This window comes from Lentzea sp., from assembly GCF_036380075.1.
Lineage (GTDB): Bacteria > Actinomycetota > Actinomycetes > Mycobacteriales > Pseudonocardiaceae > Lentzea.
In genome coordinates, this window is sequence record NZ_DASVFL010000013.1 from 1 (window position 1) to 26,943 (window position 26,943).

At 70.5% G+C, this 26,943-nt stretch carries 27 protein-coding genes and 1 pseudogene; 15 read left to right on the top strand and 13 right to left on the bottom strand.

What is annotated here, in order from left to right:
- Together VF330_RS01200 and VF330_RS01205 are read left to right on the top strand one after the other, a co-directional pair.
- Positions 1 to 515, top strand: a 515-nt coding sequence (locus VF330_RS01200; protein ID WP_330849575.1) for an OmpA family protein, incomplete at its 5' end; no start/stop codon positions are given.
- A gap of 103 nt (positions 516 to 618) precedes the next feature.
- Positions 619 to 1,866 (top strand): hypothetical protein, encoded by a 1,248-nt coding sequence (locus VF330_RS01205; protein WP_330849576.1) that lies wholly within the window; start codon positions 619 to 621, stop codon positions 1,864 to 1,866.
- A gap of 105 nt (positions 1,867 to 1,971) precedes the next feature.
- On the opposite strand, the gene VF330_RS01210 is transcribed toward VF330_RS01205, so the two are convergent.
- The 3 genes from VF330_RS01210 to VF330_RS01220 are packed head-to-tail and all read right to left on the bottom strand — an operon-like array spanning position 1,972 to position 4,275.
- A complete protein-coding gene (locus tag VF330_RS01210; protein WP_414675314.1) occupies positions 1,972 to 2,622 on the bottom strand; it encodes an HD family phosphohydrolase in 651 nt (216 codons plus the stop codon).
- A gap of 60 nt (positions 2,623 to 2,682) precedes the next feature.
- On the bottom strand, positions 2,683 to 3,330 hold the full coding sequence (locus VF330_RS01215) for a hypothetical protein (RefSeq protein WP_414675315.1): 648 nt from the start codon (positions 3,328 to 3,330) through the stop codon (positions 2,683 to 2,685).
- 6 nt (positions 3,331 to 3,336) lie between these two features.
- A complete protein-coding gene (locus VF330_RS01220) occupies positions 3,337 to 4,275 on the bottom strand; it encodes a hypothetical protein (protein WP_330849599.1) in 939 nt (312 codons plus the stop codon).
- 502 nt (positions 4,276 to 4,777) lie between these two features.
- On the opposite strand from VF330_RS01220, the gene VF330_RS01225 reads away from it, so the two are divergent.
- Positions 4,778 to 5,311 (top strand): FKBP-type peptidyl-prolyl cis-trans isomerase, encoded by a 534-nt coding sequence (locus tag VF330_RS01225; RefSeq protein ID WP_330849578.1) that lies wholly within the window; start codon positions 4,778 to 4,780, stop codon positions 5,309 to 5,311.
- Positions 5,312 to 5,380: 69 nt separating this feature from the next.
- On the opposite strand, the gene VF330_RS01230 is transcribed toward VF330_RS01225, so the two are convergent.
- Positions 5,381 to 6,322, bottom strand: a complete 942-nt coding sequence (locus VF330_RS01230; RefSeq protein WP_330849579.1) for a quinone oxidoreductase — start codon at positions 6,320 to 6,322, stop codon at positions 5,381 to 5,383.
- A 109-nt stretch (positions 6,323 to 6,431) separates the two neighbouring features.
- Between VF330_RS01230 and VF330_RS01235 the strand changes: the two genes are divergently transcribed.
- Positions 6,432 to 7,217: a glycoside hydrolase family protein gene (locus tag VF330_RS01235; RefSeq protein WP_330849580.1), complete on the top strand. Its 786-nt coding sequence runs from the start codon at positions 6,432 to 6,434 to the stop codon at positions 7,215 to 7,217.
- A 2-nt stretch (positions 7,218 to 7,219) separates the two neighbouring features.
- Here the strand turns inward: VF330_RS01235 and VF330_RS01240 are convergent, their stop codons facing one another.
- A complete protein-coding gene (locus tag VF330_RS01240; RefSeq protein ID WP_330849581.1) occupies positions 7,220 to 8,806 on the bottom strand; it encodes a DUF885 domain-containing protein in 1,587 nt (528 codons plus the stop codon).
- Between the two features lie 36 nt (positions 8,807 to 8,842).
- Here VF330_RS01240 and VF330_RS01245 point away from each other — a divergent pair, with 36 nt between their 5' ends.
- From VF330_RS01245 to VF330_RS01255, 3 genes are read left to right on the top strand one after another with little or no spacing between them, the layout of a single operon-like run.
- Positions 8,843 to 9,133 carry a hypothetical protein gene (locus VF330_RS01245; protein WP_330849582.1) on the top strand — a complete coding sequence of 97 codons (291 nt, stop codon included), beginning with the start codon at positions 8,843 to 8,845 and terminating at the stop codon, positions 9,131 to 9,133.
- Positions 9,130 to 9,978: a hypothetical protein gene (locus tag VF330_RS01250; RefSeq protein ID WP_330849583.1), complete on the top strand. Its 849-nt coding sequence runs from the start codon at positions 9,130 to 9,132 to the stop codon at positions 9,976 to 9,978. Before VF330_RS01245 ends, VF330_RS01250 begins: the two co-directional genes overlap by 4 nt.
- Positions 9,979 to 9,987: 9 nt before the next feature.
- The gene (locus VF330_RS01255; RefSeq protein ID WP_330849584.1) at positions 9,988 to 10,773 is read left to right on the top strand and encodes an alpha/beta hydrolase; all 786 of its coding nucleotides are present in this window, start codon (positions 9,988 to 9,990) and stop codon (positions 10,771 to 10,773) included.
- On the opposite strand, the gene VF330_RS01260 is transcribed toward VF330_RS01255, so the two are convergent.
- Positions 10,759 to 12,336 (bottom strand): cation acetate symporter, encoded by a 1,578-nt coding sequence (locus VF330_RS01260; protein ID WP_330849585.1) that lies wholly within the window; start codon positions 12,334 to 12,336, stop codon positions 10,759 to 10,761. The two genes, VF330_RS01255 and VF330_RS01260, sit on opposite strands and share 15 nt — an antisense overlap.
- Positions 12,333 to 12,743, bottom strand: coding sequence for a DUF485 domain-containing protein (locus VF330_RS01265; protein WP_330849586.1), 411 nt, complete (start codon positions 12,741 to 12,743; stop codon positions 12,333 to 12,335). The genes VF330_RS01260 and VF330_RS01265 overlap by 4 nt, the downstream gene beginning before the upstream one ends.
- Before the next feature lie 336 nt (positions 12,744 to 13,079).
- On the opposite strand from VF330_RS01265, the gene VF330_RS01270 reads away from it, so the two are divergent.
- The 6 genes from VF330_RS01270 to VF330_RS01295 all read left to right on the top strand — a co-directional run bounded on the left by VF330_RS01270 (position 13,080) and on the right by VF330_RS01295 (position 19,023).
- Positions 13,080 to 15,719 carry a nitrate- and nitrite sensing domain-containing protein gene (locus VF330_RS01270; RefSeq protein WP_330849587.1) on the top strand — a complete coding sequence of 880 codons (2,640 nt, stop codon included), beginning with the start codon at positions 13,080 to 13,082 and terminating at the stop codon, positions 15,717 to 15,719.
- Entirely contained in the window at positions 15,716 to 16,135 is a 420-nt protein-coding gene (locus VF330_RS01275; protein ID WP_330849588.1) for a roadblock/LC7 domain-containing protein, read from the top strand. Before VF330_RS01270 ends, VF330_RS01275 begins: the two co-directional genes overlap by 4 nt.
- Before the next feature lie 2 nt (positions 16,136 to 16,137).
- Positions 16,138 to 16,686: a DUF742 domain-containing protein gene (locus VF330_RS01280; RefSeq protein WP_330849589.1), complete on the top strand. Its 549-nt coding sequence runs from the start codon at positions 16,138 to 16,140 to the stop codon at positions 16,684 to 16,686.
- 109 nt (positions 16,687 to 16,795) lie between these two features.
- Entirely contained in the window at positions 16,796 to 17,284 is a 489-nt protein-coding gene (locus VF330_RS01285) for a hypothetical protein (RefSeq protein ID WP_330849590.1), read from the top strand.
- A 170-nt stretch (positions 17,285 to 17,454) separates the two neighbouring features.
- Positions 17,455 to 17,919 (top strand): transcriptional regulator, encoded by a 465-nt coding sequence (locus VF330_RS01290; protein ID WP_330849591.1) that lies wholly within the window; start codon positions 17,455 to 17,457, stop codon positions 17,917 to 17,919.
- 9 nt (positions 17,920 to 17,928) lie between these two features.
- Positions 17,929 to 19,023: an ankyrin repeat domain-containing protein gene (locus VF330_RS01295; RefSeq protein WP_330849592.1), complete on the top strand. Its 1,095-nt coding sequence runs from the start codon at positions 17,929 to 17,931 to the stop codon at positions 19,021 to 19,023.
- Here VF330_RS01295 and VF330_RS01300 read toward each other — a convergent pair.
- The 3 genes from VF330_RS01300 to VF330_RS01310 are packed head-to-tail and all read right to left on the bottom strand — an operon-like array spanning position 19,002 to position 21,630.
- A complete protein-coding gene (locus VF330_RS01300; protein ID WP_330849593.1) occupies positions 19,002 to 19,925 on the bottom strand; it encodes a COX15/CtaA family protein in 924 nt (307 codons plus the stop codon). The two genes, VF330_RS01295 and VF330_RS01300, sit on opposite strands and share 22 nt — an antisense overlap.
- 20 nt (positions 19,926 to 19,945) lie before the next feature.
- Positions 19,946 to 20,704, bottom strand: coding sequence for an ABC transporter permease (locus VF330_RS01305; protein WP_414675316.1), 759 nt, complete (start codon positions 20,702 to 20,704; stop codon positions 19,946 to 19,948).
- The gene (locus tag VF330_RS01310; protein WP_330849594.1) at positions 20,701 to 21,630 is read right to left on the bottom strand and encodes an ABC transporter ATP-binding protein; all 930 of its coding nucleotides are present in this window, start codon (positions 21,628 to 21,630) and stop codon (positions 20,701 to 20,703) included. The genes VF330_RS01305 and VF330_RS01310 overlap by 4 nt, the downstream gene beginning before the upstream one ends.
- Positions 21,631 to 21,817: 187 nt before the next feature.
- On the opposite strand from VF330_RS01310, the gene VF330_RS01315 reads away from it, so the two are divergent.
- Complete coding sequence (locus VF330_RS01315; RefSeq protein ID WP_330849601.1) at positions 21,818 to 22,384, top strand: DUF998 domain-containing protein; 567 nt, start codon at positions 21,818 to 21,820, stop codon at positions 22,382 to 22,384.
- On the top strand, positions 22,381 to 24,366 hold the full coding sequence (locus VF330_RS01320) for a glycosyltransferase (protein WP_330849595.1): 1,986 nt from the start codon (positions 22,381 to 22,383) through the stop codon (positions 24,364 to 24,366). Before VF330_RS01315 ends, VF330_RS01320 begins: the two co-directional genes overlap by 4 nt.
- Before the next feature lie 109 nt (positions 24,367 to 24,475).
- Here the strand turns inward: VF330_RS01320 and VF330_RS01325 are convergent, their stop codons facing one another.
- The 3 genes and pseudogenes from VF330_RS01325 to VF330_RS01335 form a co-directional block, all read right to left on the bottom strand.
- On the bottom strand, positions 24,476 to 25,312 hold the full coding sequence (locus VF330_RS01325) for an oxidoreductase (protein ID WP_330849596.1): 837 nt from the start codon (positions 25,310 to 25,312) through the stop codon (positions 24,476 to 24,478).
- Positions 25,313 to 25,395: 83 nt separating this feature from the next.
- On the bottom strand, positions 25,396 to 25,929 hold the full coding sequence (locus VF330_RS01330; RefSeq protein ID WP_330849597.1) for a helix-turn-helix domain-containing protein: 534 nt from the start codon (positions 25,927 to 25,929) through the stop codon (positions 25,396 to 25,398).
- Positions 25,930 to 25,933: 4 nt separating this feature from the next.
- Positions 25,934 to 26,943: pseudogene (locus tag VF330_RS01335) on the bottom strand (DUF3376 domain-containing protein); the annotation flags it as partial.

The following is a 26,943-nucleotide window of genomic DNA, read 5'->3' on the forward strand; positions in this document are numbered from 1 at the left end:
GGCAACGGCTGTGCGAGGCGACAGGGGTGCGTCCGGAGAACTGCGCCATCGAAACGGGTTCGGTCGTGGGCAAGTCTCCCCAACGGCCTCCGTCGGGCGACATGTCCGATCCCGAGGTCGCCTTCCCGGCGCCCGAGGACGGTGTCGACGGTGAGAAGGAGATCGTCTGGGCGTTGGGGGACAGCGACCTCGTGCTGTTCGACTTCGACTCCGACCGGCTGAAGCGCGAGGGCGTGGCCCAGCTCGAGAAGGTCGCGGCCAAGATCAAAGAGTATCCCCGTGCCAGCACGATGATCTCCGGGCACACGGACTCCCGTGGCACCAACGAGTACAACCTCGGTCTCTCTCAGCGCAGGGCTGAGGCGGTCCGCGCGGTGCTGCGCAACAGTGGCGTGACGACGAACATCGAGACGCGCTGGTTCGGCGAGGAGAAGCCCCTGTGCCCCAACTCGGACGACGAGCAGGCGATGAAGTGCAACCGCCGTGTCGAGATCGTCACGAACAAAGGTTGGTGAGATCGCGATGAGCCAGATCACGGTGAACGGGTCGGGAGCCGGCTACTCGCGGCCGCGTCCTTGCCCGCCGACAGCCCCGTGTGCCGGGATGCACGGTGTCCCGTTGACGCCGCGGATCCGGTACAACGCAACGGAGCTGGACAACGCCGAGGCGGCGACGCTGGCCCGTGCGGCCATCGACGCCGAGGCAGGGCTGGTCGCGTCGATGACCGAGGTGGACGCTGCCAGTCGCGAGCTCACCGACGCGGTCGCCCGGTGGCGCACGGCGCTGGACGGTCTGGACGCGCTCAGGGCGGATGGCACAGTGCGCGTCGCGGGAACCGAGCGCCACCGCGTCGCCCGCCGCCACGCGCACGAGGGGCCGGAGGACCGCAGGCACCGGCCCGGTGTGCTGACCTGGGTGCTCTATGCCGCGCTGGTCATCGCGGCGATCTACGACACATGGTTCTTCTCGTTCGTGCTGAAGAGCATCACCAACGAGACGGATGATCTGCTCAGAGCACTCACCTACCTGCCTGGCTTCCTCATCGCGGCGGCGCTGCTCGTGTCCGGCATGATGCTGGCGAGGCAGGTCGTCCGTGGCTGGTCCCACCGGGACCGGGCGGTCCGGCGCGAGCCCTTCTACCTGCGGGAGGCGCTGAAGCGCCTGGTGCAGTGGCGTCCGTTCGTGCAGACGCGCGGTCCGGACGACCTGCCGTGGCCGATCTGGGGGACGCCGCTCGCCTTCTTCGCGTTCATCATGGTCACCTTCGGGGTGTGGGCGACCCTGCGAGTGCGCAAGCCGGCCGAGGACGGTGTTCCGTGGGAGTCGTCGAGCTACCCGCCCTGGGCCGTGGTGATGCTGTTCCTGCTCTTCACGTTCGGGGCGATCTTCGTGAAGATCGTGGAGCACAACCCGTGGGCCGACTCTGTCGCACGCGCCGAGAAGGAGTTCCGGAAGGCGAAGAAGACGTTCGACAAAGTCGTCGCGGAGGCCGAGGTGGCCAAGCGCGCGCACGACCCCGCTTGGCAGCGGCTGCGCACGACGCTCGACAACGCTGAGAACGTGGCACGGCGGACCGTGAACCAGGCATGGGTGTGCATCCTCGAACGGCGGGCCGAACACGGCCTCGCCGGCCATCTGGCCCCCGAGTTCAACGAGGCCGGAGGCACCGAAGCCGTGTCGCTGTTCAAGGACATGCCGGAGCCCGCGGTGCCGGCCACCGGGCTGAGCAAGGCGCGAGCGGTGTTGCAGGAGTACGACGGAAGGAAGCTGGCGGCGGAACACGAGAAGCTGGTGCGGGACCTGATCAAGCAGCTGGAGCCGCCGGAAGAGGAGCCGCCTCAGTCGGCCGGTGAGCCGGTCGGGTGAAACCGGGCTCAGGGCACTGCGCACCACAGCGGCCCTGAGCCCGGCTTGCTGCGGTGCGCCTCGTCCGCGTCGCGGTCGCCTGAGGTGACCTCGAAGTAGCCGGAGCTAGGGCTTGACCTTGGTCAGCAGGTCCTCGACGCACGGGTCGTCGAGCGACTCGACGATGCACTTCCACAGCGAGAGGTTCGTCTCGGCCCACTTCGTGTAGGTCGCGGCGGCCTCCGCGTCGTAGAAGTAGTAGCCCTCGTCGGCCTTGCCCGCCTGCTCGCCCACGATCTTGTGCGCCAGCTCGCGCAGCGTGATGCCGTTCTCCTGCAGGTACCTGTGCGCGAGGACGACCGGCGTCACCGGCAGCGCCTTGAACAGCGTGTCGGCGTCGGACAGGGCCTGGGCCTCCGGCGAGATGTCGCGGTGGCGGGTGCGCATCTCGGCTTCGAGGACGACCTCCTCGATCCGGTCGATGTCCCCCTGCGGGACGCCGGCGACGAAGAGGACCTTGCGGCGCAACGCCGCGCCGTCGGTCGGCAGCGAGTTGCGGCGGACCATGTAGTTCAGGTCGTGCACGAGCGCGGCGACCTCGACGACGTCCACCTCGGCGCCGTTGCGCTCGGCGAAGTGCACGGACTTGTCGCGGACGAAGCTCACGTGGTGCCAGCCGTGGAACTGCAGCTTGGCGGCCAGGTCCTCGCACAGCCGCCTCACGCGCTGCTCCACGTCCGCGATGACAGACCTCGGAATCCTTGTGCGCGTACGCATCATCAGCCCTCCCAACGGGTGGGCTGATGGTAGGCGCGGCACGGGCGGTCCCGTGCGGGTTCAGAGGTGGTTCGTCAGATCCTCCAGACGGTCCTCGACCGGCACGTGCCGGTGGCTGATCCCGGTGTCCGGGTCGTAGCTGAGGCTCCACGGCGTGACGGCGCGAGACTTGACCAGGAACGTCATCGTGCCGTCGGCGGCGCGCGGGATGCGGTGGAACTCGTGCGCGAGCAACGTGCCGGTGGTGCCCTCGGTGCACTGGGTGCGGCGCGTGAGCTCGGTGCCGACGATGCTGCGGCCGCCGACGCCGAGCCGCGCGTCGAACCGTTCGTGCAGGTAGGCGCCGCTCAGGATGGTGGTGCAGAAGTGGTACCGGTGGTTGTGGACCGAGTCGGCGTAGCCGGCCCGCCAGTCCGAGAGCGGCTTGTACTCGTGCAGCCAGAACGTGAACGGCTCGGCCGGCTCGTCCCGCAGGCACCACGCGAAGTGCGTCGTCGTCTCCCGGGAATGCGCGATCACCCAGGTCGCCTGCTGGGGCGAGAGCCCGTCGAGGTGGGCGCGGAGCTCCGCGCGCAGCTCGGGCCGGGCCGCCCACTCGCGGAACCACTCGCCGACGTCGGACCAGTGGTCGACGACGGGAAAACGGGCGCGCCCCACCCGAGCGGCGAGCTCCTCGAGCGCGGACAACCCGGTGAACTCGGCTAGCAAGATCGATCAGCTCCTCAACTGAGCAGATGCGGAGAATTCGCGACGGAATGCGTGGAACTTGTCCTCGAGCTCCTTGAAACCGTCTTTGGTGAGACTTTCGCCGGTGATCTTCTCGAACAACGCCAGGAAGTCGTCGTTCGTCGTTCCCGGCGTGATGACGAAGTGGTAGCCGGCCCGGGAACTGCTGATCCGCAGGAACTCCGCGCGTTCCATCGCGTAGAGGAACGAGCTCTCGGTGAACCGCAGGGTCCGCGGATAAGGCCTCAGCACTCCGGCGGTGTTGCTGTAGAGCGTCATCCACACCGAGTCGTCGAACAGCTCCAGCCGGTCGAGCGGCGGGTCGGAGACGATGGAGACGTCGATCCGGCTGCACCGCCCGCGCGCCGCGTAGAGCCCGACGAGCCCGATGCGGATCTGTTCCTTGAGCTGCTTCTGGATCTCGTCGTAGTCCCCGTCGGCACCTTCGCCGCGCAACAGGTACCGCGCCCGCCCGCTGATCGCGCCGTCGTCCCGCGGGTCCGCCAGCACCGCCCTGAGCTCGCACTCCGTCTGGCTGAGCAGCACCCTTCCGGCCGCGTACCGCCCGGCGAACCCGCGGAAGCAGTACAGCCGCGTCCGCTCCAGGTCCTGCATCATGAGCTGGTTGAACTCGGGGTCGGGCTTCGCCGTCGGCTCGAACACGTGGCTCGGGAAGAACTCCCGGTCCAGCGCCCGGTACTCCTCGGTGAGCTCCCTGAGCGCCTTGCGGCTCTCCTCGATGACGGGCGTGAGCAGAGCCTTCTGCGCCGCTTTCGACGTGATCAACGTCTGCGTGAAGCTCACGACAGCGGAAATGAGAGTTCCCGTGCCCAGCGCCGTCAGCAGGTTTCTCGCCGTACCGGAATCCATTTGACTGGAAAAGGCGAGCGACGCACCCGACGTCGCCACGAGTACGAGGAGGAGCAACCCGGTACGAGTCCAGAACAACTCCTGGACCAGGTTGCTGCGGATGCCTCCGGCCTCCGCGAACACAACTCCCACCTCCTGGGTCACCTCATCGGCCGCTACCCGAACGGACGAATGCGCTCGGTGTCCGATCAAGTGCGAGGAGTTACTGTACGCGTCGGTCTAAAGATAAGGAAGCTGCTATTCGTGCGACATTTCCTCCCGGAATAACCGCCCTTGAGCCCAGTGGCCGGCCCGCATCCGTGCGCCCCGGTGACACCGCGTCGCACAGACCCTCCGCCGTGTCGGATGAGGGTGACCCACCCACCCGAACGCACTCACGCGGCGTGTCTTGGTCCGCTCGGCGCCGGGTGGGGTTGGTCCGCGAGGGCGAACCCGGCGCACCCCGGCTGAGACGGGTCGCGAGCCGGTGTCGCGACCACGCCGCAACCCAAGGCTGGAAGCCACCCGGCAACCGACCTGCTACACCCCGCTAACACCCGCCCGAATACGCTGCCCAACCATGCGCAACGTCCTGCTCATCGCGTCCCTGGCGCTCGCAGCGGCCACCGGCCTCGCGGGTTGCGGCAGCTCCGCCCAGCCGTCCAGCGGCTCCTCCGGCTCCTCGAGCGCGCCCACGACCCCCTGCAAGATCGACGACTTCAAGGTCACCGGTGACTTCGGGTCGGCCCCCAAGGTCGAGATCCCCGCCTGCAAGCCCACCGACGAGCTCCTCGTGAAGGACCTGGTGCAGGGCACCGGCGCCGAGGTGAAGACGGGCACGACGGCCACGGTCAACTACCAGCTCACGACGTTCTCCGACAAGAAGGTGCTGGACAGCTCGTTCAAGCGCGGGCAGCCGTTCGACGTGGAGAACGTCGGTCAGGCGCCGGTCATCGACGGCTGGAACGAGGGCATCGTCGGGATGAAGGAGAACGGGCGCCGCCTGCTCGTCGTGCCGCCGGCCAAGGGCTACGGGCAGGGCGGTCAGGGCATCAAGGCGAACGAGACGCTGGTGTTCGTGATCGACGGCGTGAAGGTCACCCCCGCCGCGTAGGACGAACCGGGTCCGGGTGCCGCGCGGGCACCCGGACCCGTCAGCGTCCGACGCGGTACGCCCGAGAAGTCACGGCAGGAGCAGCAGCTTGCCGGTCGTGCGGCGCGACTGCAGGTCCGTGTGCGCCTGCGCGGCCTCCTCCAGCTTGTAGCGTCCGCCGATCCGGATGTTCAGCGTCCCGGACGCGATCGCCTCGAAGAGGTCCGAGGCGCGCCACTCGAACTCGGCCCGGTCCAGCAGGTACGACCCGGTCGACGGACGCGTGAGGAACACCGAGCCGGCCGCGTTGAGCCGCTGCGGGTCGACGGGCGGCACCGCGCCGGACGACGCGCCGAACAGGGCCAGCAGGCCGCGCGGCTTCAGCGACGCCAGCGACTGGTCGAACGTGTCGCGGCCCACGCCGTCGTAGACGACGTCGACCTTCTCGATCTGCGCCGCGAAGTCCCCGTACCGCAGCACCTCGTCGGCACCGGCCTCGCGGGCCAGCGCCTCCTTCTCGTCGGTGGAGACGGTGCCGATGACGTGCGCGCCCTTCGACTTCGCCCACTGCGTCAGCAGCAGCCCGACGCCGCCGGCCGCCGCGTGCACGAGCACCCGGTCGCCTTCCTTGACCGCGTGCGTCGAGTTGACCAGGTAGTGCGCGGTGATGCCCTGCAGCAGCGACGCCGCGGCCAGTTCCACGTCCAGCGAGTCCGGCACGCGCACGGCGGCCGACGCCGGCACCACCACCTCGGTCGCATAGCTACCCAGCACGGACATCCACCCCACGCGGTCGCCGGCGGCGAAGTCGGGGGAGTTCGACTCGACGACCTCGCCCGCGGCCTCCAGGCCCAGCGTGGCCGGCAGGGGGAGCTGGTAGACGCCGCTGCGCTGGTAGGTGTCGATGTAGTTCACCCCGGCCGCGCTCGTGCGGACCAGCAGCTCGCCGTCACCGGGCGTGAGCGCGGGAACGTCCGTGTGCTCCAGCACCTCCGGGCCACCGGTCGACCGCACCACCACTGCCTTGGGCATCCGTCCTCCTAGATCGGCTCAACCGGGGACAACTCCCGTGAACGACCCGATGTTCCCCCGCGCCGCCCGAACGGGCAAAAGAGCGTCCGGGCACTGGTATGACCGGTCCATGCGAAAAACAACCCTGCTGCTGATCGCATTGCTCCTCATGGGAGCGCTTCCATCACACGCCGCCTCCACCAAGAAGGGCGTGACCGCGGCCGACGACCCCGGTCCCGCCGGCGCCGCCATCTCCGCCCTGGACGCCCGCTGGTACTACACGTGGGCCTCGGACAGGAGGGGGATCCAGAGCAGTGCCGAGTTCGTCCCCATGATCTGGGGCGCGGGCAGCGTCACGGACACCGAGCTGAACAACGCCAAGGCCAACGGCCGCCAGCTGCTGGGCTTCAACGAACCCGACATGGCCGGCCAGGCGAACATGACCGTCGAACGGGCGCTGGACCTGTGGCCCCGCCTGCAGGGCACCGGACTGCGGCTCGGCGCCCCGGCCGTGGCGTACGGAGGTGACGTCGCGGGCGGCTGGCTCGACCGGTTCATGGCCGGCGCCCAGGCACGTGGCCTGCGCGTCGACTTCATCCCGATCCACTGGTACGGCCAGGACTTCTCCAGCGCGGCCACCGGCCACCTGGAGGGCTACCTGCGCAACGTCCACAACCGTTACAAGAAGCCGATCTGGCTGACCGAGTACGCGCTGATCGACTGGCGTTCCGGCCGCGCGGTCCACCCGAGCGAGTCGCAGCAGAACGCGTTCATCACCGCCTCCACGAAGATGCTCAACGGACTGTCCTTCGTGGAGCGGTACTCGTGGTTCACCCTGTCCACGAAGACGAGCCCGACCGGGCTGTCGACGGGGACGAGCCTGACACCGGCCGGCCGGGCCTACCAACCCGCGTAGGGCTACTCCTCGCCGAGGGCCACCCGGCGGGCGAGACCGAGCGGCAGCGAGCCCGACCCCGCGATCCGGTCGTGGAAGTCGCGCAACGACCCCAGCCCCGCTGCCAGGTACTCGTCGCGGACCAGGTCGATCTCCAGCGCGCCGGTCAGGTACGACGGCGCCTGGGTCGGCCACGCGCAGTACCGCTTCACCTCGCCCGCCGCGGTGCCCGGCGTCAGCGCCGTGCGCGCCAGCATGAACGCTTCGGCCTCCGGCGGCGTCATGTCGCCGCAGTGCAACGCGGTGTCGACGATCATCCTGGCGGCGCGGAACAGGCGCGCCTCGACGTGGCTCATCAGCGCGGCCTGCGTCGTGTAGTAGCCGACCGTGCGCAGCAGCTTCTCCGAGTACAGCGCCCAGCCCTCGGAGAAGTACGACGTGCGGAACACCTTGCGCAACGGGTGCGCGGACCCCTGCGCCGCCACCCACGCCGAGTGCCAGTGGTGGCCGGGGTAGGCCTCGTGCACGGAGATCGTCGGCAGCTGCGAGCGCGAGTTGGTGCGCAGCCGGTGCGCGATCTGCTCGTCGGTGGCGGTGGGCGGCGTGAACGGCACGAAGAAGTAGCCGGTGCGCTTCGACGTCAGCGGCGGCGGTCCGACGTAGCTCGCGACCGCCATGACCGCGCGGTGGAACGGCGGCGACGGCACGACGCGGCACTCCTCGCCCTCGGGCAGCGTCACCAGCGAGTGCTCGACCAGCGCGGCGCGGGCCCGTGCGGTCTCGGCCTCGTACTCGGCGCGCATCGCCTCCAGCGTCGGCGGGTGGTCGTCCTGCAGGCCGCTCATCACCGCGCGCCAGTCCGCGGTGCCGGCCAGCTCGACCAGTTCGTCCTCCAGCGCCGCGTAGGCGTCCTGGCCGCGCTGGTGCAGGTCCGGGGCGCCGTAGCCGAGCAGTTCCTTGTCCTGCAACAGGGTCGAGTAGAGCTTCTCGCCCATCCGCCAGTCGCCGGTCGCCCGCACGGCCAGGTCCTCGAGGAACACCGCGTACCGGTCGAACGCCTCGGCCGCGGGCACGGCCGCCTCCGCCAGCTTCGCGCGCAGCCCCGGGGAGGACACCTCCAGCGGCAGCGAGTCCAGCAGGAACGACCGGCCGGTCCGCACCTGGTCGAGCGCCCGCCGCACGACCAGCGGCGACGCGAGCGACGGGTCGAGGTTCGCCTCGGCGGCGGCGAACACCGACGGCACCTCGCGCAGCTTCGCGACGGCGGTGTCCACCAGCTCGGCCTCGGGCAGCAGCCCGTGCAGGAACGGCCCGAGCAGCCCGAAGAAGACCATGCCGGAGTACTCGTGCGGGTCGCGCCGCCAGCCCGGCCACGCCTCCGCCGCGAGCGAGCCGCGCAGCACCGACAGCGCGAGGTCGCGGTCGACCGACTTCGGCAACGGCTCCAGCCGCGTGACCCACTCGCCGTTCTCCCTGGCCCGCTGCTCGAAGGCGCTGGCGGAGAAGTCCCCGAAGGTCGAGTAGTGCTCGGTGGAGCCGACCTGGGCGGCGTGGGCGGGGTGGTGGTCGAAGTACCACGAGAGGAACGACGTGATCGTGTCGGTGGTCACCCGACTGAAGCTACCCGCTGGTTTTACAGTGTGGGGGTGTCTGATCAGAGCGCCCAGAAGCGCATCGCCGAGTTCGTGAAGACCCACGGCAGGGACGGCGCCGGGGTCAAGGCCGTCGTGGAGCCCATCGGCCGGTCCGGCGCGCGGATCGTGCTGGTCGGCGCGGACGGGGCCATGGGCGACGTGATGACGAAGACCGTCGAGGACGCCACCGGCGCCGTCGAGGCCGCGCAGGGCGTCGAGGCCGCCGAGTGGGACCGCGAGACCACGGCCGCCGCCAAGATCGGCCCCGCGCACCGCCGCAAGATGGCCAAGATGCAGTCATGAAGGTCGTGCTCGCGTCCTGCGCCGCCCTGCCGGAGGGCGACGGCGACGAGGACGCGCTGATCGAGGCGTTGAGGTCCGACGGCGTCGACGTGGCGTGGCAGCCCTGGGGTGCCGACGTGCGCGCCGACCTGGTCGTGCTGCGCGCCACCTGGGACTACACCGACCGCCTCGACGAGTTCCTGGCGTGGTGCGACCGCGTGCCGGCGCTCGCGAACCCGGTGTCCGTGGTGCGGTGGAACACCGACAAGTCCTACCTCGTCGAGCTGGCCTCCCGAGGCGTGGCCGTCGTGCCCACCTCGGTCGTGGAACCCGGCGCGGAGCCGGTCTTCCCGGACGGCGAGTTCGTCGTGAAGCCGGCGATCGGCGCCGGATCACGCGGCGCGGCCCGGTTCACCGGCCACGCCGCCGCCCGCGCGCACTTCGAAGCCCTGGGCGTCAAAGCACTGGTGCAGCCCTACCAGTCCAGTGTGGACGCCCACGGCGAGACCGCGCTGGTGTTCTTCGCGGGCGAGTACTCCCACTCGTTCCACAAGGGACCGATGCTGGCGCAGGGCCTGGCCGAGTCGGAGTCCGGGCTGTACGTCGAGGAGAAGCTGGGCGGCATCGAGCCGACCGCGCGTCAGCGGGAGCTCGCCGACCGGGTGCTCGACGTGGCGGCGGAGCTGCTCTCGTTGCGGCGCGCGGACTTCCTCTACGCACGGGTGGACGTCGTGGAGGGACCGGACGGCGAGCCGTTGCTGCTGGAGCTGGAGCTGACCGAGCCGACGCTCGGGTTCAAGCACACCGGTCAGGAGGCCGCGTCGCGGCTGGCGAAGGCGATCCAGGCGGCCGCCGTTCGCGGCTAGGGTCGGGGCATGACCACCGCGAACGTCAACGGCATCACCATCGGCTACGACGACGAGGGCACCGGCGACGACGTGCTGGTGCTCGTGCACGGCCACCCGTTCGACCGCTCGATGTGGCGGCCGCAGGTCGAGCACTTCAGCGCCGCCGGCTGGCGCGTGGTCGCCGCGGACCTGCGCGGCTACGGCGAGAGCACCGTGGTTCCCGGCATCACGCCGCTGGACGTCTTCGCGTCCGACGTCGCCGCGTTGCTCGACCACCTCGGCGTCGGCCGGTTCGTGCTCGGCGGCCTGTCGATGGGCGGCCAGATCGTCCTGGAGTGCGCCCGGCGGTTCCCCGGCCGCCTGCGCGGTCTCGTCCTCGCCGACACCTTCGCGCAGGCGGAGACGGAGCAGGGGCGCAGGAACCGCAACGACATGGCGGACCGGCTGCTGCGCGAGGGCATGTCCGGGTACGCGACCGAGGTGCAGTGGAAGATGGTCGCGCCGCACAACCGCGCCGTCGGCGAGCACGTGGCGCGGATGATGCACAACGCACCGCCGGAAGGCGCGGCGGCGGCGTTGCGAGGACGTGCGGAACGTCCTGACTACACGGAGACGCTCGCCGCGATCACCGTGCCCACGCTGGTGGTCGTGGGCAGCGACGACGAGTACACCCCGGTCGCCGACGCCGAGTACATGCATGAGCGCGTCCCTGGTTCGGCGCTGGTCGTGGTCGACGGTGCCGCCCACATGCCGAACCTGGAACGCCCCGAGGTGTTCAACGCCGCCGTGGCGGACCTGCTAGCGCAGGCCTGACCCGATCCCGGTCAGCCCGCGCACCTCCATCTCCGCCTGCTTGTCCGGGTCCGCCTTCTCGCCGCCCAGGAACGTGCCCACGAACCCGGCCAGGAACGACAGCGGGATCGACACGATGCCGGGGTTGGACAGCGGGAAGAAGGCGAAGTCGGCGTCCGGGAAGACGGACGACTTCGAGCCGGAGATGGCGGGGGAGAAGACGATCAGCAGCACGCACGACGTGAGGCCGCCGTAGATGCTCCACAGCGTGCCGCGCGTGTTGAAGCGCTTCCAGAACATCGAGTACAGCAGCGTCGGCAGGTTCGCGGACGCCGCCAGCGCGAACGCCAGCGCCACCAGGAAGGCGATGTTCTGGCCGTTCGCCGCGATGCCGCCGACGATGGCCAGCACGCCGACGCAGATCGCGGTGAGGCGCGCGACGCGGACCTCGTCGCGCGGGTCGGCCTCGCCGTGCTTGAGGACGTTCGCGTACACGTCGTGGGCGAACGAGGCCGAGGCCGTCAGGGTCAGGCCGGCGACCACCGCGAGGATCGTGGCGAACGCGACCGCGCAGACGATGCCCAGCAGGACCGTGCCGCCCACCTGGAACGCGAGCAGCGGCGCCGCCGAGTTCTCACCGCCGGGGGCGCTCGTGATCCTGTCGGTGCCGACCAGCGCCATCGCGCCGAAGCCGATGACCAGGGTGCACGAGTAGAAGATGACCATCATCCAGGTCGCCCACACGACGGACCTGCGGGCCTCCTTGGCGTTCGGCACCGTGTAGAAGCGCATCAGCACGTGGGGCAGGGACGCGGTGCCCAGCACCAGCGCGAGCGCCAGCGAGATGAAGTCGATCTTGGACAGGCCCGTGGCGCCGTACTTCACGCCCGGCGCCAGCACGGCCTCGCCCAGCGGCGACCGCTGCGTCGCGCGGTCGAGCATCGACGAGAAGTCGAAGCCGAACTTGCCGATCAGGAAGATCGTCAGCAGCGACACCGACAGGATCAGCAGGACGGCCTTGATGATCTGCACCCACGTGGTGCCCTTCATCCCGCCGACCAGCACATACAGCACCATGACGATGCCCACGACCGCGATGATGATCGCCTGGCCGACCTTGCTGTGGACGTCGAGCAGCAACGCCATCAGGCCGCCGGCGCCCGCCATCTGCGCGATCATGTAGAACAGCGAGATCACGAGAGTCGCGTTCGCCGCGGCCGCGCGCACGGGGCGCTGGCGCATGCGGAACGCCATCACGTCGCCCATCGTGAAACGGCCGGTGTTGCGCAGCCGTTCCGAGATCAGCATCAGTCCGATCAACCAGGCGACGACCCAGCCGATCGAGTACATGAAGCCGTCGTAGCCGTTCACGGCGATCGCGCCGGAGATGCCCAGGAACGACGCCGCGGACAGGAAGTCGCCCGAGAGCGCGATGCCGTTCTGGGTGCCCGTGAAGCTGCTGCCCGCCGCGTAGTAGTCCGACGCGCTCACGTTCCGCGTGGAAGCGCGGTACACGACGTAGAGCGTCAGCAGCACGAAGATGCCGAAGACGGACAGGTTGATCGCGGTGTTCGCCCCGGTCACGCGAGCTCCTCGGACGGTTCCACCAGCGCGCGGACCTTGTCGACCTGCGGGTCGAGCTTCTTCCTGGAGTAACGCGCGTAGGCCATTGTGATGGCGATCGTGGTGATGAACTGGAGAAATCCCATCGTCAGGCCGACGTTCACCGTTCCGAACAGCGGAGTGCGCATGAAGTCGCCCGCGTAAGCGGAAAGCAATACGAACGTGACGTACCAGGCGAGGAACAGCAGAGTCGCCGGGAGAATGAATCGGGTGACCCGGCGCTTGAGCGCCAGGAAATCCTCACTCGTTTGGATGGCGCCGAAATCCGGCTCACCGTCACCGTCTATGAGCAATGAGTGACGGGGCTCTTCGAAGGTCGCGAAACCGGGGGTCGCCGGGCGTGACACGGAGGGCAGCGCCTTCGTCATCAACCGCTCGCATTCGTTACGGGGAGTGCCCGGCGAGCGCCCGCGCGGAGGCGGCGGCGGAACCGGGGGTGGGGGGCGCAAGCGTAACCACGCGGGGCGGCGAGTCAATCCCCTGAACCCGCAGGACCACTCCAAAAGGTCGGCCATCACCGTCGGTGATCGACCGAGCACAACCCAGGTCGTTGTCGCGTCACGCTCTCTGGCCTACTATCCGCTCACACCCGACACGGCGGTCGTCGATATCGAACTGCGAGGGGTGTCTCGACTCATGGGGATTCACCAGGCCAGGAGGTAGCCGAAAGTGGGGCACTTCGAGCGCGCCTTGGGGACCATTTCGTGAATGTCGAGTGGAGAAAGATCAGCGACTGGCGCAACTGGCGCCTGCCCGTCAAGCTCGGCGTCGTCCTGGTCGTCCCGGTGGCGGTCGCCGTCGGCGCGGGTGCTTTGCAGATCTCCGGTTACGTCGATCGGTCCAACAACTACGTGCAGATGCAGGGACTGGTGCGGCTGCGCGCCGATCTCGCGCCATTGATCTCGAGCGTCCAGCAGGAACGCACGCTCGCCGCCCAGAGCTCCACCAGCGGCTCCGGCGTCGGCGCCTACCAGAACCAGATCCGGTCCACCGACAACGCCGCCACGACCGTGCGCCGCCGCGTCGAACGCACCAGCGGTGTCAGCGAGGTCGCGAAGAGCCGGTTCTCCGAGCTCGGCGGCCAGCTGGAGACGTTGAAGAACCTGCGCGAGAAGGTCGCCCAGGGCGGCGACGACGGCGACCCGTCCGGCGGCACCACCGGCTACACGGCGGTCGTGAAGTCGTTGCTGGACTTCGAACAGGCGCTCATCAGCCAGTTCGGCGACCAGGCCATCTCCGGCACCGCGCTGGCGCTGCACAACATGGTCATCGCGCAGGAGCAGGTCTCGCTGCAGCACGCGGTCGTCCTGGCCGGCATCGGCCGCGGCAAGCTGCTGGGTCCCGAGGTCCGTGCGCTGGAGCAGTCCGACATCCGCCTCCAGGACCGCCTCAACGACTTCCAGGCCATCGGCACGACCGAGCAGCGCCGCGCCTACGACCAGACCGTCACCGGCGCTGCCGTCGCGAACCGCTCCGCGCTCGTCGAACGCGCCCTCACGCAGCCCGACGGCACCCCGGCGCCCGCGACGAGGCCCGGCCAGCCGAAGCCCCCGCCGTCGTTCGGCATCGCCGTCGAGGACTGGAACAAGTCGTCCGGCACCACCGCCCGGCTGATGGAGCAGGTCGTCCGCGAGCTGCAGGACCAGCTCGCCGGGTCCGCCGCGCAGCTGCAGGACGACACGTCGGACAAGGCCGGCGCCGCCGCGGTCATCCTGCTCGCGATGCTGCTGGTCGCCGTCACGCTCGGCTTCGTCATCGGCCGCTACCTGCTGCGCTCCCTCGCCGAGCTGCGGCGCTCCGCCCTCGACGTGGCGCACCACCACCTCCCCGAGGTCGTCGCCGCGATCCGCGCGGACCGCAAGCCCGACACCGAGATCGAACCGGTGCCGGTGCACTCCAGCGAGGAGTTCGGCCAGCTGGCCCGCGCGTTCGACGCGGTGCACGAGCAGGCCATCCGCTCCGCCGTCGAGCAGTCGTCGCTGCGGTCGGGGATGAAGAACATCTTCGTCAACCTGTCGCGCCGCTCGCAGGGCCTCGTCGAGCGCCAGCTCAAGCTCATGGAGGAGCTGGAGCGCCACGAGGAGAACCCGGAGCAGCTCGCCAACCTGTTCAAGCTCGACCACCTCGCGACGCGCATGCGCCGCAACAACGAGAACCTGATGGTGCTGTCCGGCACGGACACGGCCCGCCGGTTCAGCCAGCCCGTCCCGCTGGCCGACGTGCTGCGCGCCGCGGCGTCCGAGATCGAGCACTACCAGCGGGTCGTGGTGAAGTCGACGCCGTCGGTCGAGATCGTCGGCTACGCGGCCAGCGACCTCGTGCGCCTCGTCGCGGAGCTGCTGGACAACGCCACGGCGTTCTCCGCGCCCGCCACCCAGGTCGTGATCGGCTCGCGGCTCGACCAGAACGGGACCGTGCTCGTCGAGGTCGCCGACCAGGGCATCGGCATGGGCCCCGCGGAGCTCACCGAGGCCAACGAGCGGCTGTCCACCGACACCGAGGACGACGTGCCGGTGTCGCGGCAGATGGGCCTGTTCGTCGTCGGCCGGCTCGCGTCGCGCCACGGCATCTCCGTGCGGCTGCGCTCGGCGGGGGAGGGCAGGGAGGGCCTGCGGGCGCTCGTGCTCGTGCCGTCCGACCTCGTCCGCTCGCACGAGGCGGCCCCCGCGCCGTCCCAGCCCCGGCACGCCGCGCTGCCGCAGCCGAAGCCCGCGCTCACGCCGAAGCCCGCGCTGACGCCGAAGCCTCCGCACGTGGTCGTCAAGACCCCGAACCTGGCGCCGCCGCCCGCCCCGGCCATCGAGCAGCCGCGCGAGTCCGAGGAGTGGATGTCGTTCCGCGGCGCGGCCATCGACGAATCCCTGCCGCAGCGAAACCCTCGCGGCGCCTCGTCCGTTGAGAAGTCCGTGCCTGCAGAGTCGCTGAGCGAGACGACGTCCTCCTGGTTCGCCGGCAGCGGAGCCCCGGACGAAACGGTCAGCGGTGACCAACCGCCGAACGGGTCCACACCGGATCCCGCGCACCGCTCGTCACCGTCCGCAGTGGCCTCCTGGTTCGGCAAGAAGGCCGGCGGGACGGTCTGGGAGCAGCCGGGCGACCCCGCCACGGACGCGGGCGAGACCGACGCCGGGCTGCCGAAACGGGCGCCGCGCAAGAACCTGCTCCCCGACCTCGCGGACCGCCCGGGGAACGGGCCGCGCCCGGCCACCGGGCCGAAGCGCGATCCGGAGCGGACTCGGGGCTTCCTCGCGAGCTACCAGACGGGCATCAGGCAGGCCCCGCTGGGCGGCAACGGGAACGGACACGGCCAGGGGAACGGCCAGCGGAACGGGGAGAAGGCATGAGCACGCCGCAGTCGAGCAAGGTGGACCAGTTCGGCTGGCTCATCACGAACTTCACCGATCGCGTGGCCGGTGTCGCCCACGCGATCGTGATCTCGGTGGACGGCCTCCTGCTCACCAAGTCGGCCGGGTTGCCGCCGGACAGGGCGGACCAGCTGTCCGCCATCGCCTCGGGCGTCGTGGCGCTCACGTTGAGCGCCGCGCGTTGTTTCGAGGGCGGCGGAGTGTTGCGCACCGTGATCGAGATGGACTACGGGATCATGCTCCTCATGTCCATTCGAGACGGGTCTTGTCTGGCGGTCCTCGCCGCGCCCGACAGCGACGTCGGCCAGGTGGCCTACGAGATGACCGTGGTCGTCGACCAGGTGGGCCAGATCCTCACCCCCGAACTGCGAGCTCAGCTGCACAGCGTGAGGTGACTATGAGTTCGGACGCAGAACCGAACCGACGGCGCAGGCGGGCGGAGACGCCCGCCGAGCAGACGTTCGCCGACCTGATGAACGGGTTCTCCCTGGACTCGGGCCGGAAGAAGCCGCGCGCGTCCTCCGCGCCGGAACCGGCGCCGCGCGAGGCTCCCGCGGTGCCCAGGACCGAGATACCGGCCTTCGACCTCGGCCCCGCCGAGCCGGCCGACTCGTCGATCGTGCGCGCGTACGCCTGGACAGGCGGCCGCACGAGGTCGAGCATCCATCTCGAGATCGAGACACTTGTCTCCGCCAATGATCAGAGCCGGCGGTCGGCAGGTATCTTGCAGTCTGAGCACCAACGCGTTGTCGAGTTGTGCCGTTCTCCGCGATCCGTCGCGGAGGTGGCCGCACTGATGCGCCTCCCGCTGGGAGTCGTGAAGGTGCTGCTCGGCGACATGGCGGAACGAGGTCTGGTGGACGTGCACCAGACCGCTTCCGCGGGCGGTGACACGCCGGACCTCGGGTTGATGGAGAGAGTGCTTAGTGGACTACGTCGGCTCTAGATTTCCCGAATTCGGGCCCCCTGGGCCGCCCGGTCGGGAGCTGACCTCGGCCAAGATTGTCGTCGCCGGCGGCTTCGGCGTGGGCAAGAGCACCTTCATCAGGACGATCGTGGAAAACGATCTGCTGACCATGACGGCGATGGCGCCGGAACGCGCCGGCCTGGTGACCGAGCTGGTGCGCATCCAGTTCGGACGGGTGTGGCTCGACCCCGGGCTCGCGTTGCACCTGTTCGTGGCCCCGCAGTGGCAGGACCCGCGCGCGGGCTGGAGCGACGTCGTGCGCGGCGCCGTCGGCGCGGTGGTCCTGTTCGACGTGATGCGGCCCGCGGACTCCGTGGACGCCATGCGGTACTTCGAGGACCACAAGATCCCGTACGTGCTGGCTCTGAACAACGTGCACGACTCCGTCCGCTCGGACGTCAAGGCGATCATCCGCGGCATGGGGATCGCGCCCGAGGTCCCGGTCGTGAACTGCGATCCGCGGGTCCGGGTCTCCGTTCGGGAGACGCTGATCTCGTTGACCGAGCACGCGAAGCTGGACCGGTGGCGGCGCAGGCCGGGGCCGGACGAGACGACGCCGCTCGCGCCTGTGTGCTGATTTCCGGCTCAGGGCCTCTCGCAACTCGGTTGTGAGAGGCCCTTTGCCGTTTCCGGGTGTTTCTGATGGAGGCCGGTCTCGCCTCTCGCCGCCATTCCGATCACCATTTCCCTTGCGCTGGCCGCCGAGATCGCTACGATGATTTCAGTGTCGACCGAAAGGGATCACCGGTGAGCGTAGGCAGGGAAACCAGGCTGTCGGCGTGGATCGAGCGCTTCGCGGCCCACTTCGCCGAGGAGGGCATCCCGCTCATCGGCGGGCGCATCCTCGGGTACCTGCTGGTGTGCCAGCCGGTGGAGCGGACGGCGGCGGAGCTGTCGCAGGAGCTGGAGGCCAGCAGTGGGTCGATCAGCACCAACCTGAAGTACCTGGTCAACGTGGGGCTGGTGACCAAGCGGACGCGGCGCGGGCGGCAGGCCGCCGAGTACCGGATCAACGAGAAGGCGTGGTCGGAGTTCATCCAGCGCAAGCTCAACGCCATCGCGAGCGTGCAGACGCTGACGGACGACGGCATGCGGTTGATGAGCGGTGATCCGGAGCGTGCGCAGCGGCTCAAGACCGTCGACCGGCTCTACGGTTGGCTCTCGGAGGAACTTCCCGCTTTGTGGGAGCGCAGGCCCGCCCAGCCGAAGTAGCGTGGGTGCATGTGGCACCCGTTCCGCGACGATGTCGAGTACTACGAGGAGCGCGCCAGGGGACTGCTGGCCTCCGCGTGGGACGGCGTGCCGGGCGCGCTCGAGGTGTTCGAGGACGTGCCGCTGACTGACGAGGGCGCGCACATCGTGCTCGCGCAGGCCCACGGGTGTGAGGACTGGAAGGCCCTCGAGGCGCACATCCGGAGGCCCCGGCCGTTCGCGCGGGCCTACCAGGCCATCGAGATGCAGAACCCCGGTGAGCTCAAGGCGATCATCACGCGGGACCCGTGGCTCGTGAAGGCCAGTGGTACCAACGGCAACGACCTGCTCGGGCTGTCTGCGGCGACGGGGGACGAGCGGCTCGTCGAGGTGTTGCTCGACGACGGCGCGGACATCAACCACCGGAACGTCCACGGGTGGACGGCGTTGCACCAGGCCGCGTACGCGAACCTGCCCGGGCTCGCCCGGATCCTGCTCGGCCGGGGTGCGCGCACGGACCTGGAGGCGCGCGGGGAGGGCGGTACGCCGCTCACCGTCGCGTTGTTCTGGGGCAACCGGGAGACCGCCGAACTGCTCGGCGTCGACCCGCCCAACCTGCGCACGGCGGCCGGTCTGGGGAACCTCGACCTCGCCACCGAACCCGAGGCGAAGCGCGGGTACTACCGGCCGCACAGCGGGTTTCCGCGGTGGTGGCCGACGGACGACCCGCAGGAAGTGCTCGACGAGGCGTTGTCGTGGGCCGCGCGCAACGACCGCGTCGAGGTGTTCGGGGAGCTGCTGAAGCGCGGCGCCCGGATCGACGCGGACGTCTACCGGGGGACGGCGCTGGCGTGGGCGGCGTACCGGGGGCTGGAGAACGCCACCCGCGCGTTGCTGGACCTGGGCGCGAACCCCGACCAGCGCACGACGTTCGGCGGGCCGATGCACGGCGAGGGCGTGACGGCGTTGCACCTCGCGGCCGAGCGCGGGCACCTGCCGGTGATCCGGGTCCTGCTCGACGCGGGGGCCGACCGGGCGATCACCGACGCGAACTTCGAGGCGACGCCCGCCCACTGGGCCGGGCACAACGACCAGGGTGAGGCTCAGGCCTTGCTGAGCGCCTGATCGCCGGTCTCGTCGGCGGGCAGCTCCACGGCGTGCGTGCGCTCCCGTGAGGACGTCCACAGCGCCGCCGTCGCGATGACGACCGCGCCGGCACCCAGCACGTGGAGCGACACCAGCACCTCGGGCACGCCCGTCCAGTACTGGACCATGCCCAGCGCGCCCTGGGCGAGCACGACGCCGACCAGCGTCCAGTACGTGCGGGTGCGCGTGAAGAAGCCGACGGCGGTCAGCAGGCCCAGGAACAGGAACAGCAGGTCCGCGTGGACCTGGGCGAGCGTCGCGACCTCCACGTCCAGGCGCGGGGTCGAGGCGTCACCGGCGTGCGGGCCGGCGGCCGTCACCCAGGTGCCGGCGAGCAGCAGCGCGCCCAGCACGGCGGCCATGACGACCTGGAGCTTCATCAGCGGCGCGGGCACCTTCAGCCGGGCGGGGCCGTCGCCCTCGGACAGCGAGCTCACGAGCAGCACGGCCATCCACACCAGGACCATCGAGATCATGAAGTGGATCGACACGGTGTACCAGGCGAGGCCGGCGAGGACCGTGATGCCGCCGACGACCGCCTGCACGGCCACGCCGACGAGCTGGACGAGCGAGAGGACCAAGACCCGGCGGCGTCGAGGCAGGTGGAACCACGCCGCCAGCACGCACAGGCCCGCGATGATGCCGACGACACCCGTCAGCGTGCGGTTGCCGAACTCGACCCACTGGTGCAGGGCCGCGACCTCGGGGTGCTCGACCGGGACGACGCTGCCCTCGACGCACTGCGGCCACGTCGGGCAGCCGAGACCGGAGCCGGTCACGCGGACGATCGACCCGGTGACCGCGATTCCGGCCTGCGCGATGACGACGGCAATCGCGAATGCGCGCTGCCAGGACACGAGGAAGGCGGTCAGCTTCGACACGCCTCTGATGGTAGGTCCCGTTACGTGAGACGAGTCGTCCGGGTCGCCAGTGCACCGGCCACAACACCCCAGGCCACGAGCACTGCGACGGGTGCCACACCCGGTGCCGTGCCGTGCACCACAGCGGTTTCCAGCGCCTCTGCCAGAGCGGCGGACGGCAGCAGGTGCACGAACCCGACGGGCACGGACAGCGCCACACCGCCGACCATCAGCAGCACGAACCAGATGATGTTCGCCAGCGCCAGCACGATCTCCGCCCGCAGCGCGCCCCCGAGCAGCACGCCCAGCGCGCCGAACGTCAGCGTGCCCAGGACGATCAGCAGCACCACCCACGGCAGGCCGCTCAACGGGAACTTCCAGCCCAGGACCAGCGCGGTGACGGCCAGCAGAACGATCTGGACCGCGACGACCACGAGCGCGCCGCAGACCCGTCCTGCCACGAGCAGCCACCGGGGCAGCGCGGAGGCCGCGAGCCGCTTCAGCACGCCGTAGCGGCGGTCGAACCCGAGCGCGATCGCCTGGCCGGTGAACGCCGACGAGATGATCGCCAGCGCGAAGATCCGCGCGGTCGCCGAGCCGACGCGCGGCTCCGGCATCGGGATCACCGACATCAGCGACAGCGCGATCAGCAGCGCCAGCGGGATGAGCACGGTCAGCAGGACCTGCTCGCCGTTGCGCAACGTCAGCAGCGCCTCGGTGCGGGCGTGCACGAAGAGCATCTTCGCGAGGGACCCGCGGCCGGGCGCGGGCTTGAAGGTGCCGGGAGCGAAGGTGGTCACGAACGCAGCTCCCTGCCGGTCAGCTCCAGGAAAACGTCTTCGAGGCTGCGCTTGGCCACCGTCAGCTCCTCGGCCAGCACGCCCTGCTGCGCGCACCACGACGTGACGGTCGAGACGACCTGCGGGTCGATCAGGCCCTCCACGACGTACTGGCCGCGCGCGGCCTCGCGCACCTTCAGGCCCTCCGGCAGCGCCGCGGACAGCAGCGACGTGTCGAGGCCCGGCCGGGCGCGGAAGCGCAGCTGCTGGTCGTCCGCGCGGTGCGCGGTGAGTTCGGCGGGCGAGCCCTGCGCGACGACGCGGCCCTCGTCGATGATCACGACGTCGTCGGCCAGCGTCTCGGCCTCGTCCATGAGGTGCGTCGTCAGCAGCACCGCGACGCCGTCGTCCTTCAACGCGCCCACGAGGTCCCACACCAGACGGCGCGCCTGCGGGTCCATGCCCGCGGTCGGCTCGTCGAGGAACACGAGCTCGGGGCGTCCGATCAACGCGCACGCGAGCGAGAGCCGTTGCTGCTGACCGCCGGACAACCTCTTGTACGGGGTGCGCGCGGCGCCGCCGAGTCCGAGGACCTCGATCAACCACTTGGGGTCCAACGGATTCGCGGCGCACGCGGCCACGAGGTTCAGCATCTCCTCCGCGCGGATGCCGGGATACCCGCCACCGCCCTGCGGCATCACGCCGATGCGCGGGCGCAGCTCCTCGGAACCGGGCGCGAGGCCGAGCACGCGCACCGAACCGTCGTCGGCGCCGCGGAAGCCCTCGCAGATCTCGACGGTCGTCGTCTTGCCCGCGCCGTTGGGCCCGAGCAGGGCGAGAACGGTGCCGGGCTGCTGGACGAGGTCGAGGCCGTCGACGGCGGTCTTCGAGCCGTACCTCTTGACCAGCCCCGACACTTCCACCGCAGGCTGGGGATTCGGGCTCACAGGAACGCAGCCTAGGCGGTCGGGGCATTCCGCACACAGCTGGGTCGCGGCGCCGGTTCGCGCGAGCGGAACCGAAAAAGGTGGGGCTGTCCCTACCCCGGGACCTCAGGGACACCTCAGGGTCTGCTCGGGGGAGTTCCCCATTGGTTGATCACCGCGTTCACAAGAGACTTTTCCCGTGCTCGAGATGGGGGCGGAAAGACGGGGATGGGTGGTCTGGGGACTGGTGTTCTCACTGGTTCCGATTCTTTACCTGCATGTCGTGTCGGCAGGGCAGCTCGACCCGGTCAGCGACGTCATCAGCGACTACGTGTTCGTCGACAACGGCACGGGTCTCCTGGCGGCGACGTCTCTCAGCCTCGCGGCCGTATCGGCGTTGCTGGCCGTCAACCTGCGGGGTGTGAGCAGGTCAGCGCAGTGGCTGATCGGCGTGTGGTCGGCGGGCCTGACCGTGTCGACGATCTTTCCGACCGACCCGGCGGGAGCGCCGACCTCCGTGTCCGGCTACGTCCACCGGTACGCCGGCGCGGCCATGTTCGTGGCGTTGCCGGCCGCCGGACTGCTCATCGCCCGCACATTTCCTGCTCTGCTCGGTATCGCAATAACGGCGAGCGTGTCGAGCGCCGCTTTTCTGGTCAGCCACGTTTCCTTCGGCGGATTCGAGGCGCGCGGGCTGACCGAACGAGTTTTGTTCGCGTCCCTTTACGGACTCCTTTTCGCCGTCGCGGCACTACAGGTGAGGCGCACGTCATGACCCTGCTCGCCATCGCTCTCGCCGTGCTCGGCGCCGTGTGCTTCGCCTTCGCGGCCCGCCTCCAGCACGACGCGGTCGCGGAGGCCGGTGCCCGCGCCGGTGTCCTGCGCGAACCGCGCTGGCTCGCCGGGCTCGCGCTGCTCGTCGCCGGTGCCGGGGTGCACGCGGCCGCGCTCGGCATGGCGCCGCTGACCGTCGTGCAGCCGATCGGCGTGCTCGCGATCGGCCTGACCGCGTTGCTGGACCGCCGTTTCCGCGAACTGCCGGCGATCCTCATCACCACTGCAGGCGTGGGTGCGTTCGTGTTCCTCGCTTCCGGCAGTGCCACCGCGACCCAGGTCGCACCCGATCTCGAACTCACGGCCGGACTCGTGGCCCTCGGCGCGATCGCCGTTCCCGGGGTCGTTGCGGCTCTCACGACGAACGCGCGCATCCGTGCCGTGGCGTTCGCATCGGCTGGTGGTGTGGCGTACGGGTACGTGTCCGTGCTCATGCGCGCCGTCTCGCAGTCGGTGCAGCAAGGCGGTTTCGGGCTCTCGCACATCGCGTCCGTGCTCGGCATCGCGCTCTCGCTCGCCGTCGGCGGCTGGCTGGTCCAGCACGCTTACGCCGGCGGGCCCCCTCATCTCGCCGTCGCCTGCCTGACCGTGGTGGACCCACTGGTCGCGGTCGGCCTCGGTGCCTTCCTGCTCGGCGAGGCCGCGCACCTGTCCCCGTGGACCGGCGCGGCACTGGTCGCCTGCGCGCTCGCCGCCGTCAGCGGTGTGTTCGCACTCGCTCGTCAACCTCGTGTCCTCATTCGAACGGAGCTCCCCGTGAACACCTCCAGCGCGCTGCGCGTGGTCATCGCCGCCGACACGTTCCCGCCGGACGTCAACGGCGCCGCGCGCTTCGCCCAGCGCCTGGCGACGGGTCTCGCGAGCAAGGGCCACGACGTCCACGTCATCGCCCCGGACTCGCCCCGCGCCACCGAGATCGAGGGCGTCACGGTGCACCGGCTGCGCTCGCACCGGCTGCCGTTCTACCCGGACTTCCGGTTCTGCCTGCCGTGGCAGGCCTCCCGCGAGGCCGACGAGCTCGTCAAGGCGCTCAAGCCCGACGTCGTGCACGTCCAAGCCCACTTCGTGGTCGGCCGGTTCGTGCTGAACTCCGCTGTGGCGCAAGGCATCCCGACGCTCGCGACGAACCACTTCATGCCGGAGAACCTGTTCAGCCACGCGCACGTGCCGTCGTTCCTGCAGGGCCTGTCCCGCAAGTGGGCCTACCGCGACCTCGCGCGGGTGTTCGGCAGGGCCGACATCGTCACCGCCCCGACCCCGCGTGCCGTGCAGCTGCTGCACGAGAGCGGCTTCCCCGAACGCGCCGTCCCCGTGTCGTGCGGCATCGACATCGACCGCTACCAGCGTTCGGTGACGCACAACGACCGCCCCACGGCCCTGTTCGTCGGCCGCCTGGACGAGGAGAAGCGCGTCGACGAGTTCCTGCGCGCCCTGGCCCGCGTGCCCGGTGCGTTCGGCGAGATCGTCGGCGACGGCACCTGCAGGGCCGAGTGGGAGCTCCTGGCCCGCGACCTGGACATCGCCGACCGCGTGCGCTTCCACGGCTTCGTGTCCGAGGACGAGCTGCTCGACGCCTACGCCCGCTGCGACCTGTTCGTCATGCCCGGCGTCGCCGAGCTGCAGAGCCTCGCGACGATGGAGGCGATGGCCGCGGGCAAGCCGGTGGTCGCCGCGAACGCCATGGCCCTGCCGCACCTCGTGCACCACGGCCGCAACGGCTGGCTGTTCGAGCCGGGCGACGTGAACCAGCTGGCCCAGCGCCTGCACACGCTCGTGCACGACGCGCCCACGCGGGCCCGGATGGGCGCGGCGAGCAGCGAGATCATCTCGCACCACGCGCTGGCGGCGACGCTGGAGCGGTTCGAGGCGCTGTACGCGCGGGCGATGGGCCGGACGGTGCCGGTCATCGCGCTGGCGGCCTGAGGCTCGGGGGAGCAGGAGGGGTTCGGGGGCCTGGAGGGGATTCCGGGTGGTGAGGGGGCGTCGGTCCGGTCGCGCAGGGGGCGGCCGGACCGACGGCACGTCTTGGGGCCTACTCCGCCGGAAAGTCGGCCGACGCGCTCACCGCGGCCCACTTCTCCGTCTCCGCGCTCCGCTTCGCCTCCGCCGCCAGCACGTGCTCCACGGCCGCCGCCCCGAGCACCAGCCGGCGAGGCGGCTCCTCGGACGCCACCACGTCCAGGACCACCCGCGCGGCACGGGCCGGGTCGCCGGGCTGCACGCCGTCGGTCTCGTCGCGGAACCGGTTGACCGCGCCGACGGTCTCCTCGTAGTCCGGGCCGACCTCGTGCCGGACCATCGACGAGCCCTGCCAGTCCGTGCGGAACGCGCCCGGCTCGACGATCACGACGCGCACGCCGAACGGCGCCACCTCGCTCGCCAGCACCTCGGAGAAGCCCTCCACCGCGAACTTCGCCGCCTGGTAAGCGCCCATGCCCGGCGTGCCGCCCGCGCGGCCGCCGACGGACGAGAACTGCACGAAGGTGCCGGAACGCTGCCGCCGCACCACGGGCAGGGCCGCCCGCGTCACGTTCACGACGCCGAACAGGTTCGCCTCGACCTGGGCGCGGAAGTCGGCCTCGCTCATCTCCTCGATCGGCGCGCTGTCGGCGTAGCCGGCGTTGTTCACGACCACGTCGAGCGACCCGAACGCCGCGACGGCCTGCTCGACCGCGGACGCGGCGGCAGCGGAGTCGGTCACGTCCAGCGCGACCGCGCGCGCTCGGTCCGGATACCGCGCCACCAGGTCGTCGAGCTGCTCGGGACGCCGTGCCGTCGCGACGACCCGGTCACCCGCCTGCAGGGCAGCGGAAGCCAACTCGCGCCCGAAGCCCCGCGACGCCCCGGTGATGAGCCATGTCCTCGTCATCGTCACTCCCATAAGTGTCACTCTTGATGACACTTATGACGCACAGGGCGCCCGGAAAATGCCCGGCGAGGGCATGGTCTGGGTCACACACCGACGCCGTGCAGGAACGTCTGGACCACGAGCCGGGCCGCCACCGCGGGCGGGAGCGACGGCATCTCCTGCGCGACCGTGTGCAGCTGGGTCTGCAGCACCCGCAACGACCAGCCGTCGGGCAGGCCGCGGGAGAGCACCCCGGCCTGCTCGGCGCGGCGCAGGAAGTCGTCCATCCGCACGTCCAGCTCCTCGCGGCGGCGGCGGACCTCCGGGTCGGTCACCGTGCGGATGTCGACGGGCCACTCGCGGCTGAGCCGGATGCCACCCTCGGCGAACGCCAGCAGCGCGTCGCGCACCGGGCGGTCGTCGAGGGTCGCCTCGACCAGCGCCGCGAGCCGGTCCAGCCGGGCGCGGTAGACGGCCAGCAGCAGCTCCTCGCGCGAGTCGAAGCGCCGGTAGACGGTCCGCTTGTCCACGCCCGCCGCGGCGGCGACGTCGCTGATCCGGGCGAGGGGGTCCGTCGAGAACACCCGTGCGGCGGCGCGCAGCACCGCTTCGACGTTGCGCGTGGCATCGGCCCTCATCGGGTCAACCTACCGCCAGTCCACTGCGGATGGTGCCCGGCCGCAGCTTCGTCTCAATTCGTTGCGCGACAAGAAGTCCGGCCGGGGACAGGGTGAGCTCCGCGGGGTGTTCGCCCTCTCCCGCGACGAGGAACCGGTAGAGCGACGCGTGGCCCTCCAGTCGTTCGCGCAGCACCTCCGCGACGGCGCGGTCTTCGGGGTAGACCGCCGGGATCGCCTCGTCGACGAGCTGCAGCCGGATGCGGCGGCGTTCCGCACGGGGCACGTACCAGGACGTGACCAGCAGCAACGTCAGCCCGAACACCAGCGCCGTGCCGATCACCGCCTGCCAGGCCCGGCCCTGGAACCCGAACAGCAGCAGGACGTCGGCCACGGCCAGGTACCCGATGCCGTAGACGACGGCCCAGCCCGCGGTCGCGGCGGCCGGCGGCTCGGCCCGTTCCGTGCCCCAGACGCCTTCGACGCGCCGCCAGCGCTGCAGCGACTTCCCGCCGGACAACGCCATCCGGACACCGAACGCTCCACAGAGGACGGACGCGGGGATCACCAGCCACGGCCGCAGGTGCAGCTCGAACCGCCACACCGCCCACGCCAGCGCCGCGACCCCCAGCACCACGGCGGCCTTCTTCCAGCGCCGCCGCAAGATGTCCAACGGCTTGAAGTCGGCCATCACCGCCAGCGGCGTGCGGACCGGTGCGGGCAGTGACCCCAGCACCAGCAACGCCGTGACCACCAGCGCGACGCCCGCGACCGTGATCGTGCCGGTCGTGACCTCCGCCCGGTCGCGGGGCAGTCTCTCGACCGCGATGGCCGCCAGCGGGATCACCGGCGACAGCAGCACCAGGCCGTGCAGCAGACTGCCGCTCCTCAGTGCCGCGTAACCGAAAGCGGCCAGCAACGACGCCGCGCCGACCGCCGCGCCCGGACCCGCCGCCCACGTCGGCAGCACCCCGAACAGCGCCATCACGACGAGCGCGCCGCCGACCGCGAGCCCGAGCAGCCCCAGGAACCGCG

Excerpts from the sequence above, each read along its gene's own strand:
- VF330_RS01250 (WP_330849583.1), top strand. The coding sequence starts at position 9,130 with ATGAAGGTCGTGCTCGCGTCCTGCGCCGCCCTGCCGGAGGGCGACGGC.
- VF330_RS01330 (WP_330849597.1), bottom strand. The coding sequence starts at position 25,929 with ATGAGGGCCGATGCCACGCGCAACGTCGAAGCGGTGCTGCGCGCCGCC.
- VF330_RS01230 (WP_330849579.1), bottom strand. The coding sequence starts at position 6,322 with ATGCCCAAGGCAGTGGTGGTGCGGTCGACCGGTGGCCCGGAGGTGCTG.
- VF330_RS01315 (WP_330849601.1), top strand. The coding sequence starts at position 21,818 with ATGGGGGCGGAAAGACGGGGATGGGTGGTCTGGGGACTGGTGTTCTCA.
- VF330_RS01325 (WP_330849596.1), bottom strand. The coding sequence starts at position 25,312 with ATGACGAGGACATGGCTCATCACCGGGGCGTCGCGGGGCTTCGGGCGC.
- VF330_RS01280 (WP_330849589.1), top strand. The coding sequence starts at position 16,138 with ATGAGTTCGGACGCAGAACCGAACCGACGGCGCAGGCGGGCGGAGACG.
- VF330_RS01235 (WP_330849580.1), top strand. The coding sequence starts at position 6,432 with ATGCGAAAAACAACCCTGCTGCTGATCGCATTGCTCCTCATGGGAGCG.
- VF330_RS01210 (WP_414675314.1), bottom strand. The coding sequence starts at position 2,622 with ATGCGTACGCGCACAAGGATTCCGAGGTCTGTCATCGCGGACGTGGAG.
- VF330_RS01265 (WP_330849586.1), bottom strand. The coding sequence starts at position 12,743 with ATGACGAAGGCGCTGCCCTCCGTGTCACGCCCGGCGACCCCCGGTTTC.
- VF330_RS01225 (WP_330849578.1), top strand. The coding sequence starts at position 4,778 with ATGCGCAACGTCCTGCTCATCGCGTCCCTGGCGCTCGCAGCGGCCACC.
- VF330_RS01275 (WP_330849588.1), top strand. The coding sequence starts at position 15,716 with ATGAGCACGCCGCAGTCGAGCAAGGTGGACCAGTTCGGCTGGCTCATC.
- VF330_RS01320 (WP_330849595.1), top strand. The coding sequence starts at position 22,381 with ATGACCCTGCTCGCCATCGCTCTCGCCGTGCTCGGCGCCGTGTGCTTC.
- VF330_RS01255 (WP_330849584.1), top strand. The coding sequence starts at position 9,988 with ATGACCACCGCGAACGTCAACGGCATCACCATCGGCTACGACGACGAG.
- VF330_RS01295 (WP_330849592.1), top strand. The coding sequence starts at position 17,929 with ATGTGGCACCCGTTCCGCGACGATGTCGAGTACTACGAGGAGCGCGCC.